We start from the raw sequence: 25,223 nt of genomic DNA, 5'->3' as shown, positions 1-25,223 counted from the left end.
CTGGGAGGCATCGGCCTGGCAGCGGCGCTGAGTATGGGCCTGCTCGATCGTGGCTGGCCCGCCATCCGGGTCCGGTTCCGGGAAGGCGCGGGCACTGAGTTCCCGCATCGCGGCGGTCTGCCGTTCCACCGCGTCCGCGATGGCCGTGTCCACCCGGCGAGGCGGGGCCACTTCCTGGTGCGAGGCGAGGGCGCGGCGGTAGCCGTCGGACGCGGACTCCCGGGTGCACACCGGTCCTGCGGGCGCGACGGCGGGTGCCGGATTATCCGTGCAGCCCTACTTCGCTACCCCGCCGGACGAGACCAGAGCTGGTCGGAGAATCGGCCGACCTCGTACCGGATGCCTTCACCGTCGGCCGCGACAGCTGCGGCTACGACGCCGCAGCATGCCAGCACGTCGCGCGTGACCCCATGGCGGAGATGCACGAGCGTGGCCAGGAGCTGGTCGACGAACACCAGCCGGCGCTTCGCGCCGGCGCCCGAGACCCGCTTCTGTGGCCGCGAGGCGAGCTTGGCCTTGTGCCGTTCGTGCCACAACGGGCCTATCTCAGCGACAAGTTCAGCGACCGCATAGGCCGACAGGCCAGTGATCCTCCGGTCGCTGATGATCTCGTCACGACTCGCACTCCTCACCACAGGACCGTGATCGACGATCACGAGCTTGACGCCTCACCGTCTACCCTCGCCGTTTCGGTTGGGATGAGGCGGCGTCGCTGATCAGCAGTTGTTGGGTGGTCGACGCGATTTCGGTGCTTGGGCAGGGCTGAGTCCCGGCGCGGTGGTCGGGTTCTCCAAGGTCTTTCGGGTCGTGGGCGGACGAGGGACTGCCGGTCAGCCGCCAGGTCGGGGCAGTGCGGCGAGGCGGTGGAAGGCCATGGCCAGTTCCTTTCTCCAGGGCCAGGTCGCCGATATCCGCAAGCGCAGGCGTCGACCGCCGCGGGTGAGGCGGGCGGCGACGTGCAGCAGCCGGTAGCGGAGTTTCTTCGGCTCGGCAGTGGCGAGTTCGCCGTCCAGCAGCAGGACACGGGTCCAGGCCAGCAGATCGATCGCCGCGAGGCTGAGTTCGAGCCAGACAGTGTTGATGTCGAAGTCGCGTGAGGGGAAGCGGCCGAAGCCGGTGGTCTTGCCGCACCGGATGTGGTCCTCGACGGTGGCATGCCCGCGGTGGCGGACCTCCAAAAACTGGGCGGAACCACCACCGCAGGACGGGGTGTCGGTGAGAAACACCTGATGCCGCAGGCCCTCGTCCTGGTCGAACAGGGACAGTTGGGCGCCGGGGTGCGGCCGCTCTCGGCGCACGATGATGCGGGTGCCGTCCGGATAGCCGGTCAGCTCGACCATCCCGGTCAGCTCGGCGACCTCGGCGCCACCACGCAGAGTCCCGTCCTGGTCCAGGGCGGGATGCCAGAGACGGTCGGGCATGGCCCGGACAGCGCGGCGGACCGGCTCGGTGATGGAGTATCCGACCGAGAAGAAGGTACGGATTCCTCGTTTCCGCGCGTCGCGGACGTGGGCGAGGAAGGCTTTCGCGGATCCGGCACTGTCGGTGCGGATCAGGATGTCGGTGCCGTGCCGGTGGGCGTCGGGGATCTGCGCGAGTGCCTGGTCGAGCACCGTGATGTGGTCGGCGGCGGTGTTGGCACCGGCGTTCCCGGGCCGCAGCCGGCCGGACAGTGCCTCGCCCGTGTTGGCCAGGAAGCACAACAGCGGGTGGAAGCCGAAGCCGCCCTTATAGGTGGGTGCGGCCTGCTCTTTCTCGGAGTGGCAGGTGACCAGCGTGGCGTCGAGGTCCAGGACCAGCCCGGGCAGAATGCGTCCCGCGGCCCAGACTGCAGGAATGCCCTCACCTTGCTCGGCGGCCTGCAGCCAGGCCACTTCCCGGGCCTGAGCACGGGCCGAGCGCAGAGAAGACAGTGCCCTCCCATCGGTGTCGGCGAGCAGCCGCCAGGCCGTCGGGGCCGAGGCGACCGAACCGAACACCTCTGCTTGGTCGCGCAGTAGGGCCAGATCCGCAATGGCCTCACCGCCGTCGGCGAGCATCACCGCCAGATCGGTGGCGATCCGGCCCGGATCATGCCCGGTCCCGCGCGGCCGGAGCGGCCTGAGCGCGGTGGAGTACGCGGCGGTGAGCCCGGTGCCATCAGCGAGATCAGCCAGCAACCGTGCCCCGGCATGCCCGACCACCCCCGAACCATCGGCACTGACATGAACCCTGGGACGCAACCCGATAGCCTGCACGTAGAAAGTGCCCTCCGCCTGGACCGACAGAACCCCTCAGCAAGGTTCATCGTTCCAGGTCAGGAAGGCACTTTCGCGTTTCCGCCCCACAGCCAGCTGTCCCCAAGTGAAACGGCGAGGCTACCGTGCACGAGCTCGCTAGGAAGTAAGAACGGTGACGTGCGCCAGATTGCAGAGAGCAGTGGAACACTTCGCCTGCAGGAAGGGCTGTTCTGCGTATATGAGTGATTGCATCGGGATGCCGCTACATCTTGTCAGGTTTGGCAGAGGTTTAGGGAGAATGCCAGAGTCGGTGAAAGTACTAAGAATCGAGCAGTGGCGTGGCTAGAGTCGCAGGTCAGTGAGTCTGCTCCCCGCACGCGCGGGGATGGCCCCCGCGCGGTAGGCGGCGGGTTTCGAGCGGTGCACTGCTCCCCGCACGCGCGGGGATGGCCCCCCGGAGGACGACGGCATCCGGCGCCTGTACGTCTGCTCCCCGCACGCGCGGGGATGGCCCCATGATGAGAGAGGCGCTCGGCTGCACCTTGGCCTGCTCCCCGCACGCGCGGGGATGGCCCCCGCAACGGCGTGTGGGACCTGGAGATGTACCACTGCTCCCCGCACGCGCGGGGATGGCCCCCCGGAGGACGACGGCATCCGGCGCCTGTACGTCTGCTCCCCGCACGCGCGGGGATGGCCCCATGATGAGAGAGGCGCTCGGCTGCACCTTGGCCTGCTCCCCGCACGCGCGGGGATGGCCCCCGCAACGGCGTGTGGGACCTGGAGATGTACCACTGCTCCCCGCACGCGCGGGGATGGCCCCTCCGCTCCGAGCTCGCCGGCCGGGACCTCATGCTGCTCCCCGCACGCGCGGGGATGGCCCCTTCGGCCTGTCCGCCGTACAAGCGGGGGCGATCTGCTCCCCGCACGCGCGGGGATGGCCCCCGGGCGTGAACGCGGCGCAGCGCGGGCTCGATCTGCTCCCCGCACGCGCGGGGATGGCCCCGTCGACGAGTCGTCCATCGACCCTCTCGGAGACTGCTCCCCGCACGCGCGGGGATGGCCCCTTCACCGACCTCGGTGAGGGCCCGGGCAGCGTCTGCTCCCCGCACGCGCGGGGATGGCCCCTTCACCGACCTCGGTGAGGGCCCGGGCAGCGTCTGCTCCCCGCACGCGCGGGGATGGCCCCAACCCGCTGGCACAGATCGGACGTGCAGCCACCTGCTCCCCGCACGCGCGGGGATGGCCCCGTGCCCACCTCGCTCACGATCACGGGGCTCGGCTGCTCCCCGCACGCGCGGGGATGGCCCCCACGTGTGCAACTGCCGCATGAGCGCGCCGAACTGCTCCCCGCACGCGCGGGGATGGCCCCGAGGGTTCGCCCCGCCAACCTGACCGAAGCGGCTGCTCCCCGCACGCGCGGGGATGGCCCCGCCCTTACCGGCTACTCGTCACTCACCAACGACTGCTCCCCGCACGCGCGGGGATGGCCCCGCATGCCACTCCGGGACCCCCAGTCCCGGTTCCTGCTCCCCGCACGCGCGGGGATGGCCCCGCCCCGCACGCCTCGCACGCGGTCGGGTCCGTCTGCTCCCCGCACGCGCGGGGATGGCCCCCGGGACAAGGTCCTGGCGGCCGTGGTCGACGGCTGCTCCCCGCACGCGCGGGGATGGCCCCCCGGCCTCGACCTGCTCCGTGTTCATGCCGCGCTGCTCCCCGCACGCGCGGGGATGGCCCCGGACGGCCGCAGAGAACGCAAGATGACCAGAACTGCTCCCCGCCCGCGCGGGGATGGCCCCCGCCGGAGATCGCAGTGGTGTTCTGGCCGACGCTGCTCCCCGCACGCGCGGGGATGGCCCCGAGGACATCCGCGCCCTCATCAAGGCGTGCGGCTGCTCCCCGCACGCGCGGGGATGGCCCCGCGCCCACCGCCTCGTGCACGGCGAGCGCCGTCTGCTCCCCGCACGCGCGGGGATGGCCCCGCGAGGAACGGGAGCGGGAGGAGTCCGAACAGCTGCTCCCCGCACGCGCGGGGATGGCCCCCGGCGGACCACCGACAAGTAGGGAGCCACCTTCTGCTCCCCGCACGCGCGGGGATGGCCCCCGGCTGCGGGCCGCGCTCCGCGAACACCAGAACTGCTCCCCGCACGCGCGGGGATGGTCCCTACAGCGGCGGCAACGGCACGGCGGAGGTGGACTGCTGTCGACGGTCACGTATTTCCCCAGGGCAAACGTCACGTCATTCCCCACCCCCTCGCGTCGTCGGTCAGTTGGTCAGAGGCTCGCCGGTGTCGAAATCATGTGCCACGTGCCACGATGCGCGGATGACCTCACCGGACCGACCACTCAATGCCCCTGACGATCAGCCGCGTGCTTGCCTCCTTGAGTTGGTCGGCGCCATCGAACCGTGGGACGACCTGGAGCGCACTCATCAGAAGACCGCCACGCAGTGGATCGCCAGCGGAGCTCCGCTCCACCGGGTGCGCAAGCCGGACCTTCCGGCGATGCACTTGGTGAGCTACTTCGTCATCCTCGACGACATGCGCGGGCAGTTGCTGCTCGTCGCGCACCGCAAGGCGGGCCTGTGGCTGCCGGCCGGAGGTCATGTTGAACCGGGTGAGGAGCCGTGGGCCACGGTGGTTCGCGAATGCCGTGAGGAACTGGGCATCGAGGCCGTGGCTTCGCCGATCACCGGCGAGCATCCCCTCTTTCTGACCGTCACCCGGACTCGGGGACAGGGCACACACACCGACGTCTCGCTCTGGTACCTCCTCAACGCCGACGCCGACACCATCACCTCCTACGACCAGGGAGAGTTCGACGCCATCCGGTGGCTGACCGTCGAGCAGGTACTCGAGGAGCCGGACGAGCTGCTCGACCCCCACATGCACCGCTTCGCCCGTAAGTTGCAGCACACCCGAGCCAGAAGGCATCACCGGTAGCCTCAGCTGTCCGCGGCACGCTTACATCCGCCGTCCCCATGGGGAGTCGTGACGCTCTAGCCCTCGGAAGTGGGGAATTGCGTGACCGCTGACAGACTGCTTCCCCGCACGCGCGGGGATGGTCCCGTGTCGGCGCGGTTGGTCACGCTCGGGACGGGCTGCTGCTCCCCGCACGCGCGGGGATGGTCCGACGGCCTCGGGGTTCGGGCTCTGGACACCGATCTGCTCCCCGCACGCGCGGGGATGGTCCCGCATCGCAATGGGTCTCATCGGTATCGGGATGCTGCTCCCCGCACGCGCGGGGATGGTCCCCACCCCGGGGGGAGGATGGGAGGCCGTCCTGTCTGCTCCCCGCACGCGCGGGGATGGTCCCGGCGAGGCGCACGTCGCGGACGACGACGAGCTCTGCTCCCCGCACGCGCGAGGATGGTCCCCTGTTCGCCCTGACCGGCGGCGCCACCGCCGCCTGCTCCCCGCACTCGCGGGGATGGTACCCGGCCGAGGCGGGCCTCAACCGGGTTCGCGGCCTGCTCCCCGCACGCGCAGGGATGGTCCCGGTGGTCCTGACTGGCCGGTACATCCGCCCGGCTGCTCCCCGCACGCGCGGGGATGGTCCCGTTCACGGACGGGGCGGAATGGTCTTACCTCGGAGATGCCGCTCCTTCCGAGTGCGGACAGCGATTGTTTTCGTTGCCGGGACGTGGTCGGCACGGATGCTGTATCAATCTTTCATGGTGTACGGGGGGATGACTGGTTCTGCGCTGTTTGGCTTGCTTGGGGAGCGGGCTCGGACGGTGTGGGCCAAGCATGATCGGGACACGGACGGTTGGCTGCCGTTGTGGCGGCATATGGAGGACAGTGCCGCAGTTGCAGGGCTCTTGTGGGAGCGGTGGCTGCCTGCGGCGGTGCGTGCACAGGTTGCTGCCGCGTTGCCCGGGGGTGAGGTTGACGCGGCCGCGTTGGTTGGGTGGCTGGCGGGCGTGCATGACATCGGAAAGGCCACGCCGGCGTTCGCCTGCCAGGTGGAGGGTCTGGCGGATGTGATGCGCAGCCAGGGGCTGTTGATGCGTTCGCGGCAGGCGATGGGGCCGGATCGCCGTGTGGCTCCTCATGGACTGGCCGGGCAGGTGTTGCTGGGGGAATGGCTGGAGGATCGGTATGGGTGGCCGCCTGCACGTACGGGGCAGTTCGCCGTGACCGTGGGTGGCCATCACGGGGTTCCACCGGAGCACGGGCAGATCAAAGCCCTTTTCGAACATGAGGAGTTGCTGCGGACACCGGGGCCGAACGGGCGGGTCTGGCGGACGGTACAGGAAGAGTTGCTGGATGCGTGTGCCGACCGGTTCGGTGTGAAGGGGCGCCTGAACGAATGGGCCTCCGTCAAACTGCCGCAGCCGGTGCAGGTGTTGCTCACCGCGATGGTCATCGTCTCCGACTGGATTGCCAGCAACCCAGAGCTGTTCCCGTACTTCCCGGATGCCGCGGGCCGCAATGAACGGGAGCGGCTTACTGCGGCCTGGGAGGGGCTGGATCTGCCGGAGCCCTGGCGTGCCCAGGAGCCGGCCGGAGACGCGGAGGACCTGTTCACCTCGCGGTTCCGTCTTCCGGAGAATGCTCGGGTGCGGCCTGTGCAGGAGGAGGCCCTGCGGCTGGCCCGTGACATGGAGCGTCCGGGGTTGATGATCGTCGAGGCGCCGATGGGGGAGGGGAAGACGGAGGCGGCGCTGGCCGTAGCGGAGATTTTCGCCGCCCGGTCCGGCGCGGGCGGTGTCTTCTTTGCTCTGCCCACGATGGCTACGGGCAATGCGATGTTTCCTCGACTGCTCGACTGGCTGAGTCGGCTGCCGGGGGTGGTGGGTGGACGCCACTCGGTGCAGCTCGCCCACGCGAAAGCGGCGTTGAACGAGGACTTCGCCGATGTGATGGCCCGTGGCGGCAGGGTCGCGGCGGTCGCCGTCGACGAGGAGGGGGAGGTGGCCTCGCGTCAGCCTGGCCAGCGGCGCCGGCAGGGAGCGGACCTGGTGGCGCACGCATGGCTGCGCGGACGTAAGAAGGCCATGCTGGCCTCGTTCGTGGCGGGCACCATCGACCAGCTTCTGTTCGCCGGGCTCAAGAGCCGCCACCTGGCGCTTCGTCACCTCGCGGTCGCGGGGAAGGTCGTCGTCATCGACGAGGCGCACGCCTACGACACGTACATGTCGGTCTATCTGGACCGGGTGCTGTCGTGGCTGGGTGCGTACGGGGTACCGGTGGTCGTGCTGTCCGCGACGTTGCCGGCCGCTCGACGGGGTGAACTGGTGCGCGCCTACGCGGGTAGCGACCAAGCGCCTGAGGTGTTGCGGGAAGGCGATGGCGCGTATCCGTTGCTGACTGCTGTCGTTCCTGGCGGCCCGCCCGTGGTGCGTCGGCCAGGTCTGTCCGGCCGTTCCACACAGGTCGTGGTGGAACGGCTGGACGACGATCTGCAGATTCTCGCCGATCGGTTGGAGGACGAACTTGTCGGCGGTGGGTGCGTGCTGGTTGTACGCAACACGGTCAAGCGGGTGCTGGAGACCGCGCGAGTACTGCGGGAGAGGTTCGGCGAGGGCAACGTCACCGTCGCGCATTCGTGTTTCGTCGACCTCGACCGGGCCGCGAAGGACAGCGATCTGCTGCGGCGTTTCGGACCGCCGGACACGGCGGGAGCTGACAGGCCGGTGGACGGGCATGTTGTGGTGGCCAGCCAGGTGGCCGAGCAGTCGCTGGACGTCGACTTCGACCTGCTGGTGAGCGACCTGTGTCCCGTGGACCTGCTGCTGCAGCGGATGGGGCGGCTGCACCGTCACCAGCGGGGAAACGACCAGCGCGAGCGGCCGGAACGACTGAGACAGGCACGGTGTCTGGTCACCGGGGTCGACTGGGCGGGCGGGGTGCCGGCTCCGGTGCGCGGTTCGGTCGCCGTCTACGGCAGTTACCTGCTGCTGCGGTCCGCGGCGGTGCTGCTGCCGCACCTGGAGCAGGGGGCCGGGCGGCCGGTGCGGCTGCCCGGGGACATCAGCCCCCTCGTGCAGGGCGCCTACGGACCCGCGGCCATAGTGCCGGACGGATGGCAGGTCGTGCTGGACGAGGCCCGCTTACGGTTCGACGCGCACCGGTGTGACCAGGCCGAACGGGCGGGAGCATTCCGCCTGGGAGAGGTAGGGCGGCCGGGACGTCCGCTGTTCGGCTGGGTGGCGGCCGGAGTAGGAGACAGCGACGACAGCCGCGCAGGACGCGCCCAGGTCCGTGACAGCCGGGAAAGCCTCGAGGTCATTGTCGTGCAGCGGCGTGACGACGGCAGCCTGTCCACGCTGCCCTGGCTTCCGCAGGACCGGCGGAATCGACCCCGTGCAGGGCTGGACCTGTCCGCGGACCAGGTACCGGCCCCGCTCGCCGCCCGTACGGCGGCAGCATGCGGGCTGCGCCTGCCACTGCAGTTCTCCTACGCCCCCACCACGGACCGTGCGATCGAGGAGCTGGAGAAGCTGTATCTGCCGGCCTGGCAGGGCAAGAACAGCCCCTGGCTGGACGGGCAGTTGATTCTCGCTCTGGACGAGGACTGTCAGACCCGACTGGCAGGCTACTCGCTGCGCTACAGCCCCTTCGACGGACTGGAGGTGAGCGGTGACGGTGACTGAACCGCCCCGCGCAACCATGACCACACCTGTCTCGTTCGACCTGACCAGCCGGCCATGGATCGGCGTCCTGGCCGCCGACGGCACGTGCGTAGAAGTCTCCCTGCGGGACGTCTTCACCCGGGCCGGCCGGATCCGACGCGTGGTGGGGGATATCCCTACCCAGGAGTTCGCCCTGCTGCGGCTGCTCCTGGCCGTCGCGCACGACGCGCTCGACGGCCCCCGCGATGTGGAGGACTGGGACGAGCTGTGGGCGGACGAGGACTGCTTCGCCCCGATCGAGACCTACCTCGACCAGCACCGCGACCGGTTCGACCTGCTGCACCCGGCAACACCGTTCTTCCAGACGGCCGGCCTGCGCACGGAGAAAGACGAGATCTTCCCGCTCGCCCGGATCGTCGCCGACGTGCCCAACGGCGAACCGTTCTTCACCGCCCGGATGCCAGGCGTGGAGCGGCTCACCTACGCCGAGGCAGCCCGCTGGGTCGTACACGCCCACGCCTACGACACCTCAGGCATCAAGACCGGAGTGGCCGGAGACGACCGCGTCAAGGGCGGGAAGGTCTACCCCCTGGGCACCGGCTGGGCGGGCGGCCTGGGTGGCGTATTCGCCGAGGGCGACACCCTGCGCGAGACCCTCCTGCTCAACCTCGTGGCCACGGACACCCAAGAGATGGACTTCCTTCCGGACGACCGGCCCGCCTGGCGGCGCGAGCCGTCCGGTCCCGGCGGCGCCGAACGCCCCGCCACCGGCCCACGCGATCTGTACACCTGGCAGTCGCGCCGCGTGCGCCTGCACCATGACGGCGACGCCGTGCACGGCGTCGTCCTCGGATACGGCGACCCGCTCGCCTCACGCAATACCCACCAACGCGAACCGATGACAGCCTGGCGGCGCAGTACCGCCCAGGAGAAGAAACTGCGCCGTTCCCCCGTCTATCTGCCCCGGGAGCACACCCCGTCCTGCTCCGCCTGGCGAGGGTTGGCCTCTCTCGTCGCGGACCGCACGGAAGCCGGGCAAGGACAGGACGCAGCCGCCTTCCTGCGCCCCGGTGTGCTGGAATGGCTCGCCTACCTGGTCACCAGCAGGTGCCTGCCGCGCAACTACCTCGTGCGAGCCAGAGTCGTCGGCGCTGTCTACGGAACCCAGCAGTCCGTGGTCGACGACCTCATCGACGACCGCCTGACGATGCCGGTCGTCCTGCTCCACCGCCAGGACCGCACCTTCGCCCGGCAGGCTGTGGCCGCCGCAGAGGACGCCGACCGCGCGGTGAAGGCACTGGGTGACCTCGCCGCCGACCTCGCCCGTGCCGCCGGCAGCGACCCTCAGGGACCTTCGGACACCGCCAAGGCCACCGGATTCTCAGCCCTGGAAGAGCCCTACCGGCAGTGGCTCATCGAGATGGCCGCCGTGGACGATCCCTTCGCCCACCGCACGGCATGGCAGCACACCCTGCGGCGCCTGATCACCCAGCTCGCGCACCGACTCGTCGAAAACGCCGGGAACGCCGCCTGGCAGGGCAAGACCGTCACCGACAAGAAGAGCACCGTGTGGCTGAACGCCGGCCTCGCCGAGACCTGGTTCCGTGCCCGTCTGGCACGCGCCATCCCGGCCGGCAGCGCCCTGCAAGACGCGGGCGAGGCTGCGGCCGCCACATCATCTGCCCAAGCCTGACTCATCCCGTACGGAGGTACGTGCATGACCACCGCACCGGCCCCGACTCCGGCGGCGACCCGTACCCGGATCGCCCGGCTCGCCGCCTCCCGAATCACGCTCTGGCAGGAGGGATACCTCCGCGACCAAGCCCACCACGTTGCCGCGCTCGCCCGGTTGCGCCGCGGTGCCGGCCGGCCGGCCAGCGCGATGCCCGACCTGTGGAGCCTGGTCGACACCGGCCCGCTCCACGAGGGCGACGACGACCACGGTCCCCTGAACGAACTCGAACTCACCCGCGCCGAAGGCGCCCTCTACACGGCCCTCACCCTGTGGGCGCTCCACCAGCAGTCCCGACCCGCGCGCATGCACCGCCCACACCAGCCCGAACAGCCCCGCGGACTCGGCTACGCCGTACGCAACCTCATGCCGGCCGGCGGCATCGACGAACCCGCCCTCAAACGCCTCGTCCGCGCGGGAACCGCCCCCGACCTGACCGTCCTGTCCCAGCGGCTGCGCGACCTCGTCGTCCTGCTGCGCCGCTCCGACATCCCCCTCGACTACGGACTCCTCGCCGGACAGCTCTACACCTGGCAGTGGCCCGGCGGCGCCGACGCCGTCCGCCGCGACTGGGGCCGCTCCTTCCACAGCCGGCCCCGCACGCCCGGCGCCGACCCCGCACGCACCGACACCCACCTCGACCCGGACGACAAGGACGCCTCGTGAACCGCATCTTCCTGGACGTGCACGCCCTGCAGACCGTCCCGCCCAGCAACCTCAACCGGGACGACACCGGAGCGCCGAAGACCGCCGTCTACGGTGGCGTGCCGCGAGCCAGGGTCTCCAGCCAGGCATGGAAGCGGGCCATGCGCACCTACTTCGCTGACGAGCACCTCCTGGACCCGTCCGAACTCGGCGTCCGCACCAAGAAGATCGTGGAACTCCTCGCGGACCGCATCAGCGGACTCGACCCGGCCGTCCAGGGCGAGACCGCGCTGCGCCTCGCGGACGAGACCATCAAAGCGGCTGGTCTGAAGACCGAAGTACCCAAGCGGAAAGCCGACCAGGCCAAGGAAGGTCAGGCGGCACCTCCTCCCGAGGCAAAGTACCTGGTCTTCCTCAGCGCCCGCCAACTCGACGGCCTGGCCCGCCACGCCCTCGCAGGCGCCGGCGACATCACCGCCTTCCTGAAGGACAAGAAGAACAAGGACAAGGCCCGCGAGATCGCCGACAGCCGGCACTCCGTGGACATCGCCCTCTTCGGCCGCATGGTCGCCGACGCCGCCGACATCAACGTCGACGCCGCCGTACAGGTCGCCCACGCGATCAGCGTCCACCGGACGGAGACCGAGTCCGACTACTACACCGCCGTCGACGACGAGAACACCGCGGAGGAGACCGGCGCCGGCATGATCGGCACCATCGACTTCAACTCCGCCACCCTCTACCGCTACGCGGCCCTCGGCGTCCACCACCTCGCCACCACCCTCGGCCAGGGCCTGCGTGAGGACGAACCCCTCACCGAACCCCTCCGGCGAGCCGTCGAGGCATTCGTACACAGCTTCGTCGCCTCCCTGCCCACCGGCAAGATCAACACATTCGGGCACCACACGCTCCCTGACGCCGTGATCGTCAAACTCCGCACCACCCGGCCGATGAGCTTCGTCGCCGCCTTCGAAGACCCCATCCGCAGCGACCTGAGCGGGGGCGGCCACGTCCGCGAAGCCTGCGACCGCCTCGCTGCCTACGTACCCGACATCGAGCACAAGTTCGCGGACGAGGACACCACCCACACCTGGGTCCTCAGGGTCGGACCGAACACACAGAAGATCGCCGATCTCGGCAGCGAGGCCGAATCCCTGCGCGACCTGGTCAGCGCCATCGGCCACGCCGTGACCGAACGCCTGGGGAACCCCGCATGAGCAGTTCCGCCAGTGTTCTCGCACTGCGGCTGGCAGGCCCCCTGCAGTCCTGGGGGGCCTCCTCCCGCTTCACCCGCCGCACCACCGAGACCGCCCCCACCAAGAGCGGCGTCATCGGACTGCTCGCCGCCGCGGCCGGTATCGACCGTGAGGACGACGACAGCCTCGCCCCCCTCACCCACTTGCGATTCGGCGTTCGCATCGACCAACCCGGCACCCTGCTACGAGACTTCCACACAGCCCACCACGGCGTCACCGGCAAGTCCATGCCCCTGTCGGAGCGTTACTATCTCGCCGACGCCGTCTTCGTCGCCGCCGTCGAAGGCGATCCCGCTCTGCTCAGCCGCCTCCACACCGCACTGCGCAACCCCGTCTACCTCCCGTTCCTCGGCCGCCGCTCCTGCCCGCCGGCCGCCCCGCTCGAACCGCACTTGCGCGAGCACACCTGCCTCGAGGACGTCCTGCGCGACCTACCCTGGCAAGCCTCCCCCTGGTACCGCCGACGCCACCGCAACCACCCACCCGGCCGGCTGACCGTGCTCAGGGAGAAAGGTGCGGACGAGAAGAACCCCGCCGACACATTGACCGACCAGCCCCTCAGCTTCTCCGCCGCACACCGACGCCACACCCTGCGCACCGTCGTCACCGATGCGGTCCCGGTCCCGGCTGCCGCGGGCGAACACATCCCCGACCACGACCCCTTCACCGCACTCATCGACGATCCGGAGCTCCTGGACGGAGAAACCGTCTGATGTACCTCTCCCGCTTCCGCGTCAACACCGGGCGCCCCGCCGCACGCCGCCTCCTGTCCTCACCGCAGGCCCTGCACGCCGCCGTCATGTCCTCCTTCCCGTCCTTGCTCCCCAGCGACCTGCCCGCACCCGAAAGCCCTCGCGTCCTGTGGCGCCTGGAGCAGAAAGCGCGGGCCGAGGTCCTGCTGTATGTCGTCAGCCCCGACCGCCCAGACATGACCCACCTCGTCGAACAGGCTGGCTGGCCTGCCGTGGCAGACCCGGAGAATCCGGGCTGGCACACCCGTTCCTACAAGCCGTTCCTCGACCGCCTGACCACCGGGCAGCACTGGGGCTTCCGCCTCACCGCGAACCCGGTCCATACCATCCGCCGCACCGACGACGAACCCAAGAAGATCACCGCCCACCTCACCCCCACCCACCAGAGGGGCTGGCTCCTCGACCCCGACCGCCAGGCACGCTGCGGCTTCCGCATCCTCCAGAAACCCGACAGCGAGCGCCTCCTGCCCGACAGCACCGCCCCTGGAGGCGCGGCGCAAGGCGACCGCCATGAACTCGCGGTCAGCGACATGCGCCCCCTGTCCTTCGACAAGTCCCGCGGCCACGACGGCAAACGCCGCGGCAAACCTGTCACGGTCGTCACCGTCACCTTCGACGGCCGCCTGGAGGTTACCGACCCCACCGCCCTGCGACGCGCACTCACCCAGGGCATCGGGCGCGCCCGCGCCTACGGCTGCGGCCTCCTCACCCTCGCCCCGATCAACCAACCCCCCCGGCCGACACCATGACCAGCGTGTCCCAGCGCCCCGCGCCGACCCCGAGACAACTCACCCGTACCAGCGACCGTCTCTCCTTCATCTACCTGGAACGCTGCACCGTTCACCGCGAAGCCAACGCCATCACCGCCCAGGACGCCGAAGGCACCACCCACATCCCCTCGGCGACCATCGGCACCCTCCTTCTCGGCCCCGGAACACGCGTCACCCATCAAGCCATGAGCGTCCTGGGTGAAACCGGCGCCGCCGTCTGCTGGGTCGGAGAACACGGCGTCCGCTACTACGCCTCCGGTCGCGCCCTCAGCCGCTCCTCCGCACTCATGGAAGCCCAGGCCCGCCAGTGGGCCAACCCCCGCCAACGCCTCGCTGTCGCCCGCGACATGTACCGGATGCGCTTCCCCGACGAGGACCCCACCAGCCTGACCCGGCAAGAACTCCTCGGCCGCGAAGGCCGCCGCGTCAAGGACTGCTACCGCGCTCAAGCCGCCCGCACCGGCGTGCCCTGGCGCGGCCGCCGCTACTCTCCCGGTGACTTCACCGCCGGCGATACCGTCAACCAGTCCATCACTGCCGCCGCTCAGTGCATGTACGGCATCGCCCACGCCGTCGTCACATCCCTCGCCTGCAGCCCCGCCCTCGGCTTCGTCCACTCAGGCCACGAACTCTCCTTCGTCCTGGACATCGCCGACCTCTACAAGACAGAAATCGGCATCCCCCTCGCCTTCGACATCGCCGCCGAGAGCGACGAAGACCCTGGCCCTCGCACCCGCCGCGCACTGCGGGACCGCATCAATGAGATCTCACTGCTCAACCGTTGCGTCGACGACATCAAACGTCTACTCATCCCGGAAGCAACTGCCCGCGCCGCTGCCGAGACGGACCGGGACGTGGTCACGCTCCAGACCGATGGCGGTCACCACATCGCCTCCGGCATCAACTACGACGACCACGAAAACGCCACCTGGTGACCGTCATCGTCCTCACGAACTGCCCCGCCGGACTGCGCGGCCTACTCACCCGCTGGCTGCTGGAGATCTCCGCCGGCGTCTTCGTCGGCAACCCTTCCGCCAGGATCCGCGACCTGCTGTGGACAGAAGTCCAGCAGCACGCCGGGCAAGGCCGCGCCCTTCTCACTTATACCGACAACTCCGAACAGGGCTTCACCTTCCGCACCCACGACCACGCATGGCACCCTGTCGACCACGAGGGCATCACCCTGATCCGACGTCCCGAGTCCGACACCCGGCCGCAATCGAGCACCGACAAAGATCCTCGTCCAGGGTGGAGTAAGGCAGCCAAACGCCGCCGCTTCGGAAGGGGATAAACGAGGCGCAGCCCTCTGAGTATTCCGCTCCGTACTGGCTCGTAATGGCCGTGCTGCCCTAAAAGAATGCCGCCCTGGAGGATTTCGGACGGCCTCGGCCTGGGGCACATATCCGCCTGGGCGACGAGCTGGTGACGTCCCGCCAGCTTTGCAGTCGACGGGACGTTTAAGTGGCTGTTGTCGTTCCGATCTTGAGTGGTATTGGTCGAACGGGAGTCTCGATCGGGTGAGTGCGACCACTGCCGTGCAAGTCTCGGCGACGGCCGCCAGGCCCCCCAGGTTTCGGCTCCGGGGCCCCTGTGAACGGGGCCCTCAGCCGGCCTAAGATGCTCAAACGGCAGATGTTCGGCCGAGCCGGATTCCTGCTCCTCCGAAAGCGAGTACTTCTCTACAGGTGACCGAGGCGTCAGGACGGTTGTCCCGCTGGCTCGTCCACCTCATCGATTCGGCGAGGAGCCACGCCGAGAACCAAGTTCTCCATGGCGTAAGGCATCGGTCCGAAGCTGGCAACCCAAGTCTCGACGAGATAGATCACACCCTCTTCATCGATGCCCAGGAAGAACCGGCCTTCGTCCAGCTCGCCGAGCGGGTACAGATGGCGCCCGATCGCTTCGCCCCACCCCGTGAAACGGCCCTCCTCACCCCAGGCCAGCTCGGGATCCAGCTCAAACGGCGTGCGTGCACAACTGATCCCTGGCCCACTGAGGTTCACAGTCAAACCGCCGAACTCTTGCAGGAAGGCTTCCGCAGCATCGTGCATGGCGAGGCCGACCGCTTCGAACATGGACTGCCAGCGGGCCGTGTCCACCTTCCGTCCAGGCGTCCATCCCGACGCCTCCAACACCTCGTCTACCTCTGGCGACCAGCTACTCATCTGGGACCTCGACTCCTCAACTTTGGGTGAGCGGTGATCATCTCAGCGGCCGACGTCACTGAACAGTGTGTGACCGCGTCACGAAAAGCGAGCCAGAGCCGGTTCTCGTGAACAGAGTCATCCATCCAGTAGCGGAACTTGTCCCGGGTGTAGCCAGTGCGGTCCTCGTCAGCGACAGGGAGGGCGGCTAGGGCATCACGGGCGGGCATAGTGAGGGTGTTCCCCGGGGCATGCCGCTGAGCGGGTGCAGCGTGGGCGGTGGTGGAGATGAGCAGGGGGCGAAGGCGGCCGCTGTGGCGGCGGCACGGGTAAGGCGCACGGGACCCCTCTCGCAGATCACGACGCGTTCGTGATCTCCGTAGCAGCTCCCTGCGGCAACACGCCCACGCACAAGCGGCAAGATCACCCCTGAGTAGGTGTTTTTCTTCCAGCCCGGAGCGAATCAACGGCCGAGTAGACATGCCTCACGCCGTCAGCGGTTCCCGGCCGTCAGCCAAGTGGCGTCGGCGAAGGCGGGTAAATGCGGTGGGGCTAGGGCGGTTCGGGAGGAACTCCTTGATCCGCTCCGGGCTGGAAGAAAAACACCTACTCAAGCTGGCCTGCTGCATGAGCGAGGAAGTCCTCCCGCTCGGCTGCGGTGAGGGTGCAGTACTCCTCGGCGGCGCGCAGGGTACGGCGGTGGGTGATGAGTGCACTATCGGGTGGCAAGAACTCCCTCGTGGATCTGTTCGCGCATGCCGCTTCCCGCAGCCGTGGCGGAGAACGGCTTTGCTTCGTCAGACAGCTCGCTCCCGTCTCGGTCCATGAGGCGCAAGCTTGCGCCGCGCTATCGAGCGAGTGTGACGGTGATGGGTACGTCCGGGCAGTCGGCCAGCATGTTTGTGAGCGCGGCTTGCTCGGCGGCGTCGATACTCAGTCCCCAGCGCATCTTGTCCGCGATCCAGTCGGCGGTGTACTGGCACCGGTAACCGACGGCCGGCGGTAGCCAGGTGGCCGGGTCCTGGTCAGCTTTGCTCCTGTTGCTGGTGGCGGAGACGGCGATCAATGCTCGGGCGTCAGCCAAATCGTTGGCGTACGCCTCCCGTTCGGCGGCCGACCAGGCGCTGGCGCCGGAGTCCCATGCCTCGGCGAGCGGGACGAGGTGGTCGATGTCGAGGCCACGGGCGCCGTCGATGTACCGGTCGTCGTACGCGGAGTACCACTCACCGCCGGCGAGCGTGCAGGTCCCGGTCCGTTCAGGGGCGACGACAGCTTCCTCCAGGAGGACCTCCGCGCGTGTGTTGCAGCCGTCGCGGTCGGCGTCGACCCAGTGCTTGAACAGGTTGCGGGAGTAGCCGGTGCGGTCCTCGGTACGGACGGGCAGGCTGGCGAGGGCGTCATGGACGGGAGCGGTGACCGTCTCACCGGGAACGTGGCCAGCGGTGGGGGCGGCGTGGGCGGTGGCGGGGCTGAGCAGTACGGCAACGGCGGCCGCGGCGACAGTGGTGCGGGCGAGACGCACTCGGGGATCCTCTCGGAGATCACGAACGGGACGTGATCTTCGTAGCGGGCCCCACGGAGCTGCGCGCGGAGGTTGACGGCGGCTGTACCCGATCGGACGGTAAGCGTGATCGTCAGCCAGTCGCACCGTGCAGCTTAAAATCCCAGGTCATGACAGACATCCCCGACGAATTGATCAATCTGGAACGATCCGCTGAAGAGGCGCGCGCCAAGCTCGCCGGCCTCGACGGCGAGGCGTATGACGCGCAGTGGCGCGCGTGGCGCGACGCGGCCACCGCCTTCCAGGCCGCGGTCACCGAGTACGCGGCCCGCGATGATGTGACCGCCTCGCGCTACGAGGTGGAGCAGGCGGCGAAGAGGGCCGCACGGCACGCCCAGGAGGACCCGGCGGAGTAGCGGCTCGCCTGGTTCGGGGGCGCCGCTCGGCGGGTCGACACCTGGTAGTCGCCGACGCGCGGCGCCTCGCTCACGACATCCTCGAAGCCGTCCTCGTCCAACTCTTCTCGCGGACTTCAATCATCGGGCCAGGACGGCAGACGGCTACGCCTCGTCCGGCCAGCTCGCCCGATCGGTCGATAAGTCGGATGACCGGCCTTGTGCCCCCTGTCACTACCCTGGCCAGGCAGAAGTTCCTGCAACTGCGCCGCCAGCCCCTTCGCGTCCAGCGGGGCACTCTTGAAGGTCTTGCTGATGAATCCCGCCAGCGCGGCGGCGACGGCTCCGAGGCCGCCCGTCACAATGGCACCGGCCGTGTTACTCACCTTCAGGGCCAGCAGCACGAACACCACTACTGAACTTGAATGCGTGATGTCGGGGCTTGCCGCTCGGTCGTGCCGGGCTCAGCTCACGCCTTCCCGGCGTGGCCAGAGCGCGAGGATGATGTTCGCGTGATTCGAGACCTGCCGCCGTTGCCGTTGCCCCAGTACGCCGTGGTCCGTATCGACTGTTCACCAGAGGTGCCCGCTGAGATCGCCACCGATCTGCGACAGGTCGGCGTCCCGGCAGGGCTGATTGGTTACGAGTACCAACCGCTGACCGAGGCGACACTCCTCGGCGGGATCGGCGAGAGCGGGTTGGTCGTCTTCGGGACCAGCGGCCTGCTCGGACGACTCGGCATCGACGTGGATTCGCATCGCGTCGTGCACATCCCCAAGATCGAGTCTGCGGCCGCCAATCACGTGAACAGGGACCTCGGAACCTTCCACCGGTGCGTCGCAGCCACCATCGCCTGCTTCCCGTTCTACGAGGAAGGCGAGGAAGACAGATTCCAAGAGGCGGCGGACGACCTTCGCGAGCTCCTGGCCTCCCTCGATGACACCGCACTCGCACACAACGGGCTATGGGAGACCCTGTGCGACGACGTCGCGATGGGCGACTACGCGAACTGGGAGGACTGAAGCACGTCAGCCCTCCAACAGCAGACCCGTGGCCGCTAGGCAGCCGTCGACCAGTTCCGGGCGGTACTGGATCCTCTTGAGCCGACGCTTCACGGCTCGGCTGATCTGAGTGAGTTCCGCGGCGGCGAGGTTGCCGATCTCGCGTTTGACGAGCGACCAGATGCCTTCCTGCGGGTTGAGGTCCGGAGCGTAGGTGGGTAGCTGGAACACGGTCAGCCAGTCGGAGTTCCGGTCGATGAACTCCCGCATGCCGAAGGTGAGATGGAGACGGACGTTGTCCCAGACCAGCACGATCGGGCCGCCGAGCTGGATGTGGGCCCTCGTGAGGAGACGGCAGAAATCGCGCCATCCGAAGCCCTTCGGCTCGTCCTTGCGGCCCCGGTACTCCCGTAGCCCGTAGATCAGCCTCGACCTGGACCCCGGCTTGAAGCAGCACATGCCCACCATCGACAGACGGCCAGTTCCCCGGCTACGGGCCCTCACAACCGGGGTGCGGCCGACCCGGCCCCAGGTCCTGGCTCGCGGCGGCGTCATCGACTGCCCGGCCTCGTCCTCAAAGGCGATCCACGCACCCCGGGCCGCCGCTTCTCTTTTACCTGCGGCCAGACCTCCTTCTTCCACAGCTCCACCGAGCCGTCGTCCCGCTCGATCGCGCGACGGACCGGCTGCTGCCAGGACCAGCCGTGCCGCCTCAACAGCAGCCAGGTGCCCTCGACCGTGTACGAGACGTGAAACAGCCGGCCGATCAGCGTCTTGATCCTCGCCAGGGCCCACCGCTGGTCCGGCCAGCCGTGCGCGAGCGGACCACGCTCCAACTCCCGCTCCAGCCGCTCTATCTGGACCGGCCCCAGCCTCGGCCGCCCCGGCGAGCCCTTCGATCGAACCCCGGCCTCCCCCTGCTCGCGCCAGGACTTGCGCCAGCGTTCCACCGACCGCTCCAACACCCGTAACGCAGCGGCGATGTCCTTGTTCTTCTCCCCACGCTCGAAGCGGTCCACGGCCTGAAGCCGAATGCGCTCCCGCGCGGCCCTCCCGGCGTCGGTCAGCCCGCCACCCTGCGCGTATCTCACCCACCCAGAACTACCGGACCCGACACCCAACTGTCAGGCTGATGACCCGACATCACCCAATCAAGTTCAGTAGCAGGGCAAAGCCGACAATTATTGAGACTTGAGCACTGATGAATGACCGTCTCGCCTGGTTGGGGGCGATCTGGTGGTAGAGGTCCAGGCGGCGCCGAGTCAGCGTCCACAGTCGGGCCAGCGCAAGGTCGCGGCGCTCGCGGCGCGCTTCCGTCTCCGCCTCGCTCTGCTCGGGGTGAGCGGATCGGTTGCGGCCAGGTTCGTCAGAGTCCTGGCTGGATGAGGGGCGCGGCAACCGTCCTACAGGTCTGGCAGCGGGTCCGGAGAGGGCGCCTTCAACGCTTCGCTCGGCTTCGTGAACTCGCGCGCGTACCTGCTCGATGGACCGCACTTCCTTCACGCTCTGCCAAATGGCGAAGGTAACCCCAGCAATGACAGTGGATGTGGCCGCATCGAAGCGATGCCAGTCGGAGGAGAACACGTTGGTCAACGCGGCCGGCGCGGCTGCTGCCGTGATCGCGAGGATTACGGCCACTGCTGTCTTGAGTGGGCTGCGCGGCGCCTGGTTTCCCATAGTCGGACAGCATGGTCGTTGATGGGTGCCCGCTGCTACAGGTTCCGCGGGATCCGGTCGATGGGTGAGTCAGATGAACTGACATCCCCCTATTATCGAACATGTGAACGATCTGCCGCCTGACCTGCCACGTCTCCGCACCCTGGAGACCTGGCTGGAGTTCACCCTCGGCCGGGCGTGGCAGCAGATCGCAGACCTTGAGCGCCGCGAGGTCGAGCAGCGGCACGGGCAGGAGCAGCGACCGCCCGCCCCAGACTGGCTGCTCGAAATCGGCCTCAACCGAGACGCACCCCCCAATGCGGTGCACGTCGGCGGCTGTCACATGGCGGGCAAACGGACCCGCGGCATCACCCGCAGCGACGCCCTCCACTGACTCGCCGACGGCGTACCCGCGTGCATGCACTGCCGACCCGACTCCGAGCTGGGCTACCTCGACTAGGCCGTGCATCGAAAGTGGATCTTGGATTGTGAATGATCATGATTCATGTGTCGGGGGGATCTCACGGACGAGCAGTGGGCGGTGCTGGAGCCGTTGTTGCCGAAGGGGGCCAGGGCGGAGCGGCCGCCCGTCTGGCCTCGGCGGCAGCTGATTGACGGCATACGGTTCCGGGTCCGTACCGGTGTCCCGTGGCGCGATGCGACTCACCGATGCCGACCGGCGGGCCCTGTCCCCGCTGTTCTGGACGCACGTGAACCCCTACGACCGGTTCGAGCTGGACATGAACTCCCACCTCGCCCTCGCCGCGGCGGCCATGGTGCCCGGCCCTCGCACCGCACCCGACACGCGGACTCCTGAACCGGCGGCGGAGGGTGCGGCCGGGTCGGCATCCTGAAGAACCGGTGCCCCGGCGTCGCCGGCGGCCGGCTCGATCGTTGACCGAGGTACCGGCTCGGGTTCGCGGTGTTGTAGGAGGCGATGCGCGGGGTGTTTCCCACCGAGGGCCTGGCGGTGATGCCCGCCGTAGTGGTGCGGTTCGCGGACGAGCACAGGCATGGGTCAGCTCGTCAGCCTCGATGGGCCACAAGATCGTCATGCAGGCCGATGCGCCCGATCTTGCCGCTCTGGCGATGAGGTCATCGTCGTGATCGCGCGGTCGGAGAGTGGGCTGGAGTAGACGACGCTGGTCGTGACGGAGCCGAGTCCGGCGATTCGGCCCGTCGTTGTTTCCAGGTGGCGCATGGAACGAGCGAGGACCTTGAGCACGAAGCAGTCCTCACCGGTGACGTGGTGGGCTTCCAGGATCTCGGGCGTGGTCGCAATCAGATCGTGGAACGGTTTGTAGTTGCCCGTGGGGTAGCGGAGGCGGACGAAGGCCAGGATGCCGAGTCCGAGTCGTTCCGGGTCCACGACGACTGAGTAGCCGCGGATCACACCGCTTTCTTCCAGCCGCCGTACCCGTTCGGTGACAGCACTGGCCGACATGGACACGGTGCGTGCCAACTCGGCGTAGCTGGCCCGCCCATCCTGTTGCAGGGCTTCCAGGATGCGCATATCAGTCTCGTCAACGGAATCAGCGGCCATAGACGAGACATACCACGGTATCCCCGGTCATGGCCATGGAATGCCGGTGATCACCCGTTCCAGCGTGTGGCTACGCTTCGTAATGTTTCATCCATGACGAACACTGCTGCAAGCCCTGCGCTGTACGTACCGCCCGCGGCCCCCGCCGAAGCCGCTACCTTCTTCGCCGCACGCCTCGCCTTCCAGGCGGACGTCTCGGACGTCCGCGCCTCACTCGACTCCGGCGACCCGGGGTTCGTTCTGGTCGATTCGCGCGGGAGCGCCGGCTGGCAGCAAGGTCATGTGCCGGGCGCGGTCCACCTGCCCACCGCCGACATCCCGACTCGAGCCGCAAGCCTGCTCGACCCGCGGATCCCGGTCATTACCTACTGCTGGGGGCCTGGCTGCGACGGCGCCACCCGCGCAGCACTCGCCCTTGCCCAGCTCGGCTACCGGGTCAAGGAGATGATCGGTGGTATCGAATACTGGATCCGCGAGGGCTTCCCGGTCGAATCGCTGACCGGTACCGAGCAGCGCGAGGCGGACCCATTGACCGCTCCGATCGGCTCCATCACCTGCGCGTGCTGACGGACACCGCACGGCTGGGCGGCACGGTCCGCCCAGCCATCCTGGCCGACCTGCCTACGGTGGCGAGACTGTGCGCTGCCCATGCCGCGTTCGAGCGCGCCGCGCCTGTCCCTGCCGACCTCGCGGCCCGCCTGGAGTCCGCCTTGTTCTCGACCCATCCGAGGGCCTGGTGTTTCGTGGCCGATCTCAGGGAAGAGCTCATCGGTTACGCAACATGCTCACTTGAATTCTCCACCTGGCAGGCAGCTGACTACCTTCACTTGGACTGCCTGTTCATTACCGAGCCACACCGCGGGGAAGGCTGGGGGCGCTTACTGCTCGACGCCGTGAAGCGCACAGCAGAAGCCTTCGGCGCGGCACAGGTGCAATGGCAGACGCCCGACTGGAACGCCGACGCCATCCGCTTCTACAACCGAGCAGGAGCCCAGGCATCCCCGAAGGTCAGGTTCTCACTCCGCGTCTAGCCAACCGATAGGACTCCGATCGAGGTGTCTTCGAGCGGTCTCACAAACGGCCCTTTGCACGAGCAAGATCAATCACGAGCCGCTGAACCTCGCCGATCCCGGATTCGTTCTCAAAACCTGTTCTCCGGCCTCGTAGCTCTCCGGGTCTTGTCGAAGCGGAACGCGATGCCGCGCCAGTTCCGCAGTCGGTTGATGCACCGTTCCACGGTGTTGCGCTCTGAGTATGTGGGCGAGTTCCAGCAACGGTTGTCGTTCAGCGCGGGCAACACCGGGAGTTCGTGGGGAACGGTGTTGATGAGTTCCAGCAACAGTCGGGGGCTTGCGGTGGGAGCATGAGGTTGCTCCATACCGCTGGGGGCCGCCGATGGCGTCGAAGTCGAGGTCTGATCTGTACGCGGCGATCCGCCGTGACCATCGTGCCGGGCTGGGCAAGCGCGCTCTGATGCGCAAGTACGGGGTGGGACACCCCACGGTCCAGAAGGCGTTGGAATCCGCGTGGCCGCAGCCGCGGAAGAAGCTCCCGCCCCGGGCGACCCGGCTCGATCCGTTCAAGTCGCTGGTGGACGAGATGCTGCGGGCGGACCTGGACGCCCCGCGCAAGCAGCAGCACACCGCCAAGCGTGTCTTTGATCGTCTGGTCGATGAGCATCATGCGGACGGGATCTCCTACGGCATCGTCCGGGCCTATGTTGCGGTACGCCGGGGCGAGATCCGGGCCGAGGCCGGACGCGGCAGCGCGGAGGTGTTCGTGCCGCAGTCCCACCATCCGGGGCAGGAAGCCGAGGTCGACTTCGGGGACGTTACTGTTCACCTGGCCGGGCAGACTCTGGTCTGCAGCCTGTTCAGCCTGCGATTGTCGTACTCCGGCAAGGCGGTGCACCGCGTCTTCGCCACCAGCGGGCAGGAGGCGTTCTTGGAGGGGCACGTCCACGCCTTCAGCGTGCTCGGCGGGGTGCCCCGGGGCAAGGTCCGCTACGACAACTTGAAGGCGGCGGTCGCCAAGGTGATCGGGTTCGCCCGGGAACGCAAGGAGAGTGCACGGTGGCTCGCCTTCCGTGAGCACTACGGCGTTGACAGTTTCTACTGCCGCCCCGGCCTGGTCGGCGCCCACGAGAAGGGTGGGGTCGAGGGTGACATCGGCCGCTTCCGGCGCAACCACTTCGTCCCCGTCCCGGAGGTCGGCTCGCTGGCTGAGCTGAACACGCTGGTCGAGCGGTAGGACGAGGAGGACGAGGCCCGCCGGATCCGGATGCGACCGCGCACGGTCGGTGAGTCTTTCGCTGTCGAACAGCCGCTGCTGGCGCCGCTGCCCACCGAGCCGTTCGACGCCGGACAAGTCATCGAGACCCGGGTGGACCGGCACAGCCGCGTCTGGGCCCGCGCCGGTTTCTACTCGGTGCCGGCCCGCTATATCGAGCGCCGGGTCCGCATCGTGCTGCACGCCAACGAGCTGGCCGTCTACGACGGCGCCACCGAGATCGCCCGCCACGAGCGGCTGGTCGCCAAGGCTGGCGAGCGTCTCGAACTCGACCACTAGCTGGAGACGTTGCTGCGCAAGCCGGGCGCCCTGCCCGGGGCGACCGCGCTGGAACAGGCCCGCCAAGCGGGCAGGTTCACCCCGATCCACGACGCGTGGTGGTCCGCTGCCCGCAAGGCCCGCGGCGACAAGGACGGCACGAAGGCCCTGATCGAAGTGCTGCTGTTGCACCGTCGCATCCCGCACGAGCACCTGGTAGCAGGGCTCGCCGCATCCTTACGGGTGGGCGCCCTCACCGCGGATGCCGTCGCCCTGGAGGCCCGCAAGGCCGCCGAAGCCGACGATGACTCCACCCCGGTCCAGCCCCAAGAGCTCTCTTCCGTGGCCTCGTTGACGCAGCGCCGTCTCGCGCACCTTCCGCCCGACCTTCGGCCGTTGCCCTCGCCGGCCGTCTATGACCAGCTGCTGCACCGTCGTCCCGCCGCACCGAAGGAGTCGCTGCCGTGAGTACTCCCAACCGTCACCGG

At 68.6% G+C, this 25,223-nt stretch carries 26 protein-coding genes, 2 pseudogenes and 2 CRISPR repeat arrays; of the genes and pseudogenes, 17 read left to right on the top strand and 11 right to left on the bottom strand.

Annotated elements, in window-relative coordinates; genetic code table 11:
• From QFZ74_RS30010 to QFZ74_RS30000, 3 genes are all read right to left on the bottom strand, one after another.
• A partial coding sequence (locus QFZ74_RS30010; RefSeq protein ID WP_307623988.1) for a hypothetical protein occupies positions 1-231 on the bottom strand: 231 nt, incomplete at its 3' end.
• 53 nt (positions 232-284) lie between these two features.
• Entirely contained in the window at positions 285-656 is a 372-nt protein-coding gene (locus QFZ74_RS30005) for a transposase family protein (RefSeq protein ID WP_307623987.1), read from the bottom strand.
• 174 nt (positions 657-830) lie between these two features.
• Entirely contained in the window at positions 831-2,267 is a 1,437-nt protein-coding gene (locus tag QFZ74_RS30000) for an IS1380 family transposase (protein WP_307624322.1), read from the bottom strand.
• A gap of 316 nt (positions 2,268-2,583) precedes the next feature.
• A CRISPR array of direct repeats spans positions 2,584-4,381; the repeat unit is 29 nt; unit sequence CTGCTCCCCGCACGCGCGGGGATGGCCCC.
• A gap of 159 nt (positions 4,382-4,540) precedes the next feature.
• Here QFZ74_RS30000 and QFZ74_RS29995 point away from each other — a divergent pair.
• The 9 genes from QFZ74_RS29995 (at position 4,541) to cas2e (ending at position 15,239) form a co-directional block, all read left to right on the top strand.
• Complete coding sequence (locus QFZ74_RS29995) at positions 4,541-5,158, top strand: NUDIX domain-containing protein (protein ID WP_307623986.1); 618 nt, start codon at positions 4,541-4,543, stop codon at positions 5,156-5,158.
• 97 nt (positions 5,159-5,255) lie between these two features.
• Positions 5,256-5,775: a CRISPR direct-repeat array (repeat unit 25 nt; unit sequence TCCCCGCACGCGCGGGGATGGTCCC).
• Between the two features lie 231 nt (positions 5,776-6,006).
• Entirely contained in the window at positions 6,007-8,814 is a 2,808-nt protein-coding gene (gene cas3, locus QFZ74_RS29990; protein ID WP_307623985.1) for a CRISPR-associated helicase Cas3', read from the top strand.
• A 16-nt stretch (positions 8,815-8,830) separates the two neighbouring features.
• Complete coding sequence (casA, locus tag QFZ74_RS29985; RefSeq protein WP_307623983.1) at positions 8,831-10,486, top strand: type I-E CRISPR-associated protein Cse1/CasA; 1,656 nt, start codon at positions 8,831-8,833, stop codon at positions 10,484-10,486.
• A gap of 24 nt (positions 10,487-10,510) precedes the next feature.
• Positions 10,511-11,191: a type I-E CRISPR-associated protein Cse2/CasB gene (gene casB / locus QFZ74_RS29980; protein WP_307623982.1), complete on the top strand. Its 681-nt coding sequence runs from the start codon at positions 10,511-10,513 to the stop codon at positions 11,189-11,191.
• The gene (gene cas7e, locus QFZ74_RS29975) at positions 11,188-12,387 is read left to right on the top strand and encodes a type I-E CRISPR-associated protein Cas7/Cse4/CasC (RefSeq protein ID WP_307623981.1); all 1,200 of its coding nucleotides are present in this window, start codon (positions 11,188-11,190) and stop codon (positions 12,385-12,387) included. Before casB ends, cas7e begins: the two co-directional genes overlap by 4 nt.
• On the top strand, positions 12,384-13,139 hold the full coding sequence (gene cas5e / locus QFZ74_RS29970) for a type I-E CRISPR-associated protein Cas5/CasD (protein WP_307623980.1): 756 nt from the start codon (positions 12,384-12,386) through the stop codon (positions 13,137-13,139). The genes cas7e and cas5e overlap by 4 nt, the downstream gene beginning before the upstream one ends.
• On the top strand, positions 13,139-13,927 hold the full coding sequence (cas6e, locus tag QFZ74_RS29965; RefSeq protein ID WP_307623979.1) for a type I-E CRISPR-associated protein Cas6/Cse3/CasE: 789 nt from the start codon (positions 13,139-13,141) through the stop codon (positions 13,925-13,927). Before cas5e ends, cas6e begins: the two co-directional genes overlap by 1 nt.
• A complete protein-coding gene (gene cas1e / locus QFZ74_RS29960) occupies positions 13,924-14,883 on the top strand; it encodes a type I-E CRISPR-associated endonuclease Cas1e (RefSeq protein WP_307623978.1) in 960 nt (319 codons plus the stop codon). Before cas6e ends, cas1e begins: the two co-directional genes overlap by 4 nt.
• Positions 14,880-15,239 carry a type I-E CRISPR-associated endoribonuclease Cas2e gene (cas2e, locus tag QFZ74_RS29955; protein WP_307623977.1) on the top strand — a complete coding sequence of 120 codons (360 nt, stop codon included), beginning with the start codon at positions 14,880-14,882 and terminating at the stop codon, positions 15,237-15,239. The genes cas1e and cas2e overlap by 4 nt, the downstream gene beginning before the upstream one ends.
• 406 nt (positions 15,240-15,645) lie before the next feature.
• Here cas2e and QFZ74_RS29950 read toward each other — a convergent pair whose 3' ends face one another.
• The 3 genes from QFZ74_RS29950 to QFZ74_RS29940 form a co-directional block, all read right to left on the bottom strand.
• Positions 15,646-16,113 (bottom strand): SUKH-3 domain-containing protein, encoded by a 468-nt coding sequence (locus QFZ74_RS29950; RefSeq protein ID WP_307623976.1) that lies wholly within the window; start codon positions 16,111-16,113, stop codon positions 15,646-15,648.
• A gap of 585 nt (positions 16,114-16,698) precedes the next feature.
• A complete protein-coding gene (locus QFZ74_RS29945) occupies positions 16,699-16,821 on the bottom strand; it encodes a hypothetical protein (RefSeq protein ID WP_307623975.1) in 123 nt (40 codons plus the stop codon).
• A 118-nt stretch (positions 16,822-16,939) separates the two neighbouring features.
• Positions 16,940-17,614: an HNH endonuclease family protein gene (locus QFZ74_RS29940; protein WP_307623974.1), complete on the bottom strand. Its 675-nt coding sequence runs from the start codon at positions 17,612-17,614 to the stop codon at positions 16,940-16,942.
• Positions 17,615-17,763: 149 nt separating this feature from the next.
• On the opposite strand from QFZ74_RS29940, the gene QFZ74_RS29935 reads away from it, so the two are divergent.
• On the top strand, positions 17,764-18,009 hold the full coding sequence (locus QFZ74_RS29935) for a hypothetical protein (RefSeq protein WP_307623973.1): 246 nt from the start codon (positions 17,764-17,766) through the stop codon (positions 18,007-18,009).
• Positions 18,010-18,125: 116 nt separating this feature from the next.
• Here the strand turns inward: QFZ74_RS29935 and QFZ74_RS29930 are convergent, their stop codons facing one another.
• On the bottom strand, positions 18,126-18,398 hold the full coding sequence (locus QFZ74_RS29930) for a hypothetical protein (protein ID WP_307623972.1): 273 nt from the start codon (positions 18,396-18,398) through the stop codon (positions 18,126-18,128).
• A gap of 102 nt (positions 18,399-18,500) precedes the next feature.
• On the opposite strand from QFZ74_RS29930, the gene QFZ74_RS29925 reads away from it, so the two are divergent.
• Complete coding sequence (locus QFZ74_RS29925) at positions 18,501-19,010, top strand: SUKH-4 family immunity protein (RefSeq protein WP_307623971.1); 510 nt, start codon at positions 18,501-18,503, stop codon at positions 19,008-19,010.
• Positions 19,011-19,016: 6 nt separating this feature from the next.
• Here QFZ74_RS29925 and QFZ74_RS29920 read toward each other — a convergent pair whose 3' ends face one another.
• Genes QFZ74_RS29920 through QFZ74_RS29910 form a run of 3 tightly spaced genes read right to left on the bottom strand, consistent with a single transcriptional unit; the run spans position 19,017 to position 20,666 of the window.
• Entirely contained in the window at positions 19,017-19,544 is a 528-nt protein-coding gene (locus QFZ74_RS29920) for a transposase (RefSeq protein WP_307623970.1), read from the bottom strand.
• Positions 19,541-20,080 carry a winged helix-turn-helix domain-containing protein gene (locus QFZ74_RS29915; RefSeq protein WP_307623969.1) on the bottom strand — a complete coding sequence of 180 codons (540 nt, stop codon included), beginning with the start codon at positions 20,078-20,080 and terminating at the stop codon, positions 19,541-19,543. The genes QFZ74_RS29920 and QFZ74_RS29915 overlap by 4 nt, the downstream gene beginning before the upstream one ends.
• A gap of 52 nt (positions 20,081-20,132) precedes the next feature.
• A complete protein-coding gene (locus QFZ74_RS29910; protein WP_307623968.1) occupies positions 20,133-20,666 on the bottom strand; it encodes a hypothetical protein in 534 nt (177 codons plus the stop codon).
• 103 nt (positions 20,667-20,769) lie between these two features.
• On the opposite strand from QFZ74_RS29910, the gene QFZ74_RS29905 reads away from it, so the two are divergent.
• The 3 genes and pseudogenes from QFZ74_RS29905 (at position 20,770) to QFZ74_RS29895 (ending at position 21,499) form a co-directional block, all read left to right on the top strand.
• Positions 20,770-21,039: a DUF6233 domain-containing protein gene (locus tag QFZ74_RS29905; protein ID WP_307623967.1), complete on the top strand. Its 270-nt coding sequence runs from the start codon at positions 20,770-20,772 to the stop codon at positions 21,037-21,039.
• Between the two features lie 111 nt (positions 21,040-21,150).
• Positions 21,151-21,303: pseudogene (locus QFZ74_RS29900) on the top strand (transposase); the annotation flags it as partial.
• Complete coding sequence (locus tag QFZ74_RS29895) at positions 21,302-21,499, top strand: hypothetical protein (protein WP_307624335.1); 198 nt, start codon at positions 21,302-21,304, stop codon at positions 21,497-21,499. The pseudogene QFZ74_RS29900 and the gene QFZ74_RS29895, both read left to right, overlap by 2 nt.
• Before the next feature lie 197 nt (positions 21,500-21,696).
• Here QFZ74_RS29895 and QFZ74_RS29890 read toward each other — a convergent pair whose 3' ends face one another.
• Positions 21,697-22,188, bottom strand: a complete 492-nt coding sequence (locus QFZ74_RS29890) for an Lrp/AsnC family transcriptional regulator (RefSeq protein WP_307623966.1) — start codon at positions 22,186-22,188, stop codon at positions 21,697-21,699.
• Between the two features lie 93 nt (positions 22,189-22,281).
• Here QFZ74_RS29890 and QFZ74_RS29885 point away from each other — a divergent pair, with 93 nt between their 5' ends.
• From QFZ74_RS29885 to istA, 3 genes and pseudogenes are all read left to right on the top strand, one after another.
• Entirely contained in the window at positions 22,282-22,755 is a 474-nt protein-coding gene (locus tag QFZ74_RS29885) for a rhodanese-like domain-containing protein (RefSeq protein WP_307623965.1), read from the top strand.
• Positions 22,749-23,219 carry a GNAT family N-acetyltransferase gene (locus QFZ74_RS29880; protein ID WP_307623964.1) on the top strand — a complete coding sequence of 157 codons (471 nt, stop codon included), beginning with the start codon at positions 22,749-22,751 and terminating at the stop codon, positions 23,217-23,219. Before QFZ74_RS29885 ends, QFZ74_RS29880 begins: the two co-directional genes overlap by 7 nt.
• 364 nt (positions 23,220-23,583) lie before the next feature.
• Positions 23,584-25,203 (top strand): annotated as a pseudogene (gene istA / locus QFZ74_RS29875) (IS21 family transposase).
• The last annotated feature ends 20 nt before the right edge of the window (positions 25,204-25,223 follow it).

It is taken from the genome of Streptomyces sp. V3I7 (assembly GCF_030817495.1).
Taxonomy (GTDB): Bacteria; Actinomycetota; Actinomycetes; order Streptomycetales; family Streptomycetaceae; genus Streptomyces.
Note: the sequence above shows the minus strand (reverse complement) of the source record. Positions and strands in the feature narration are given on the sequence as shown.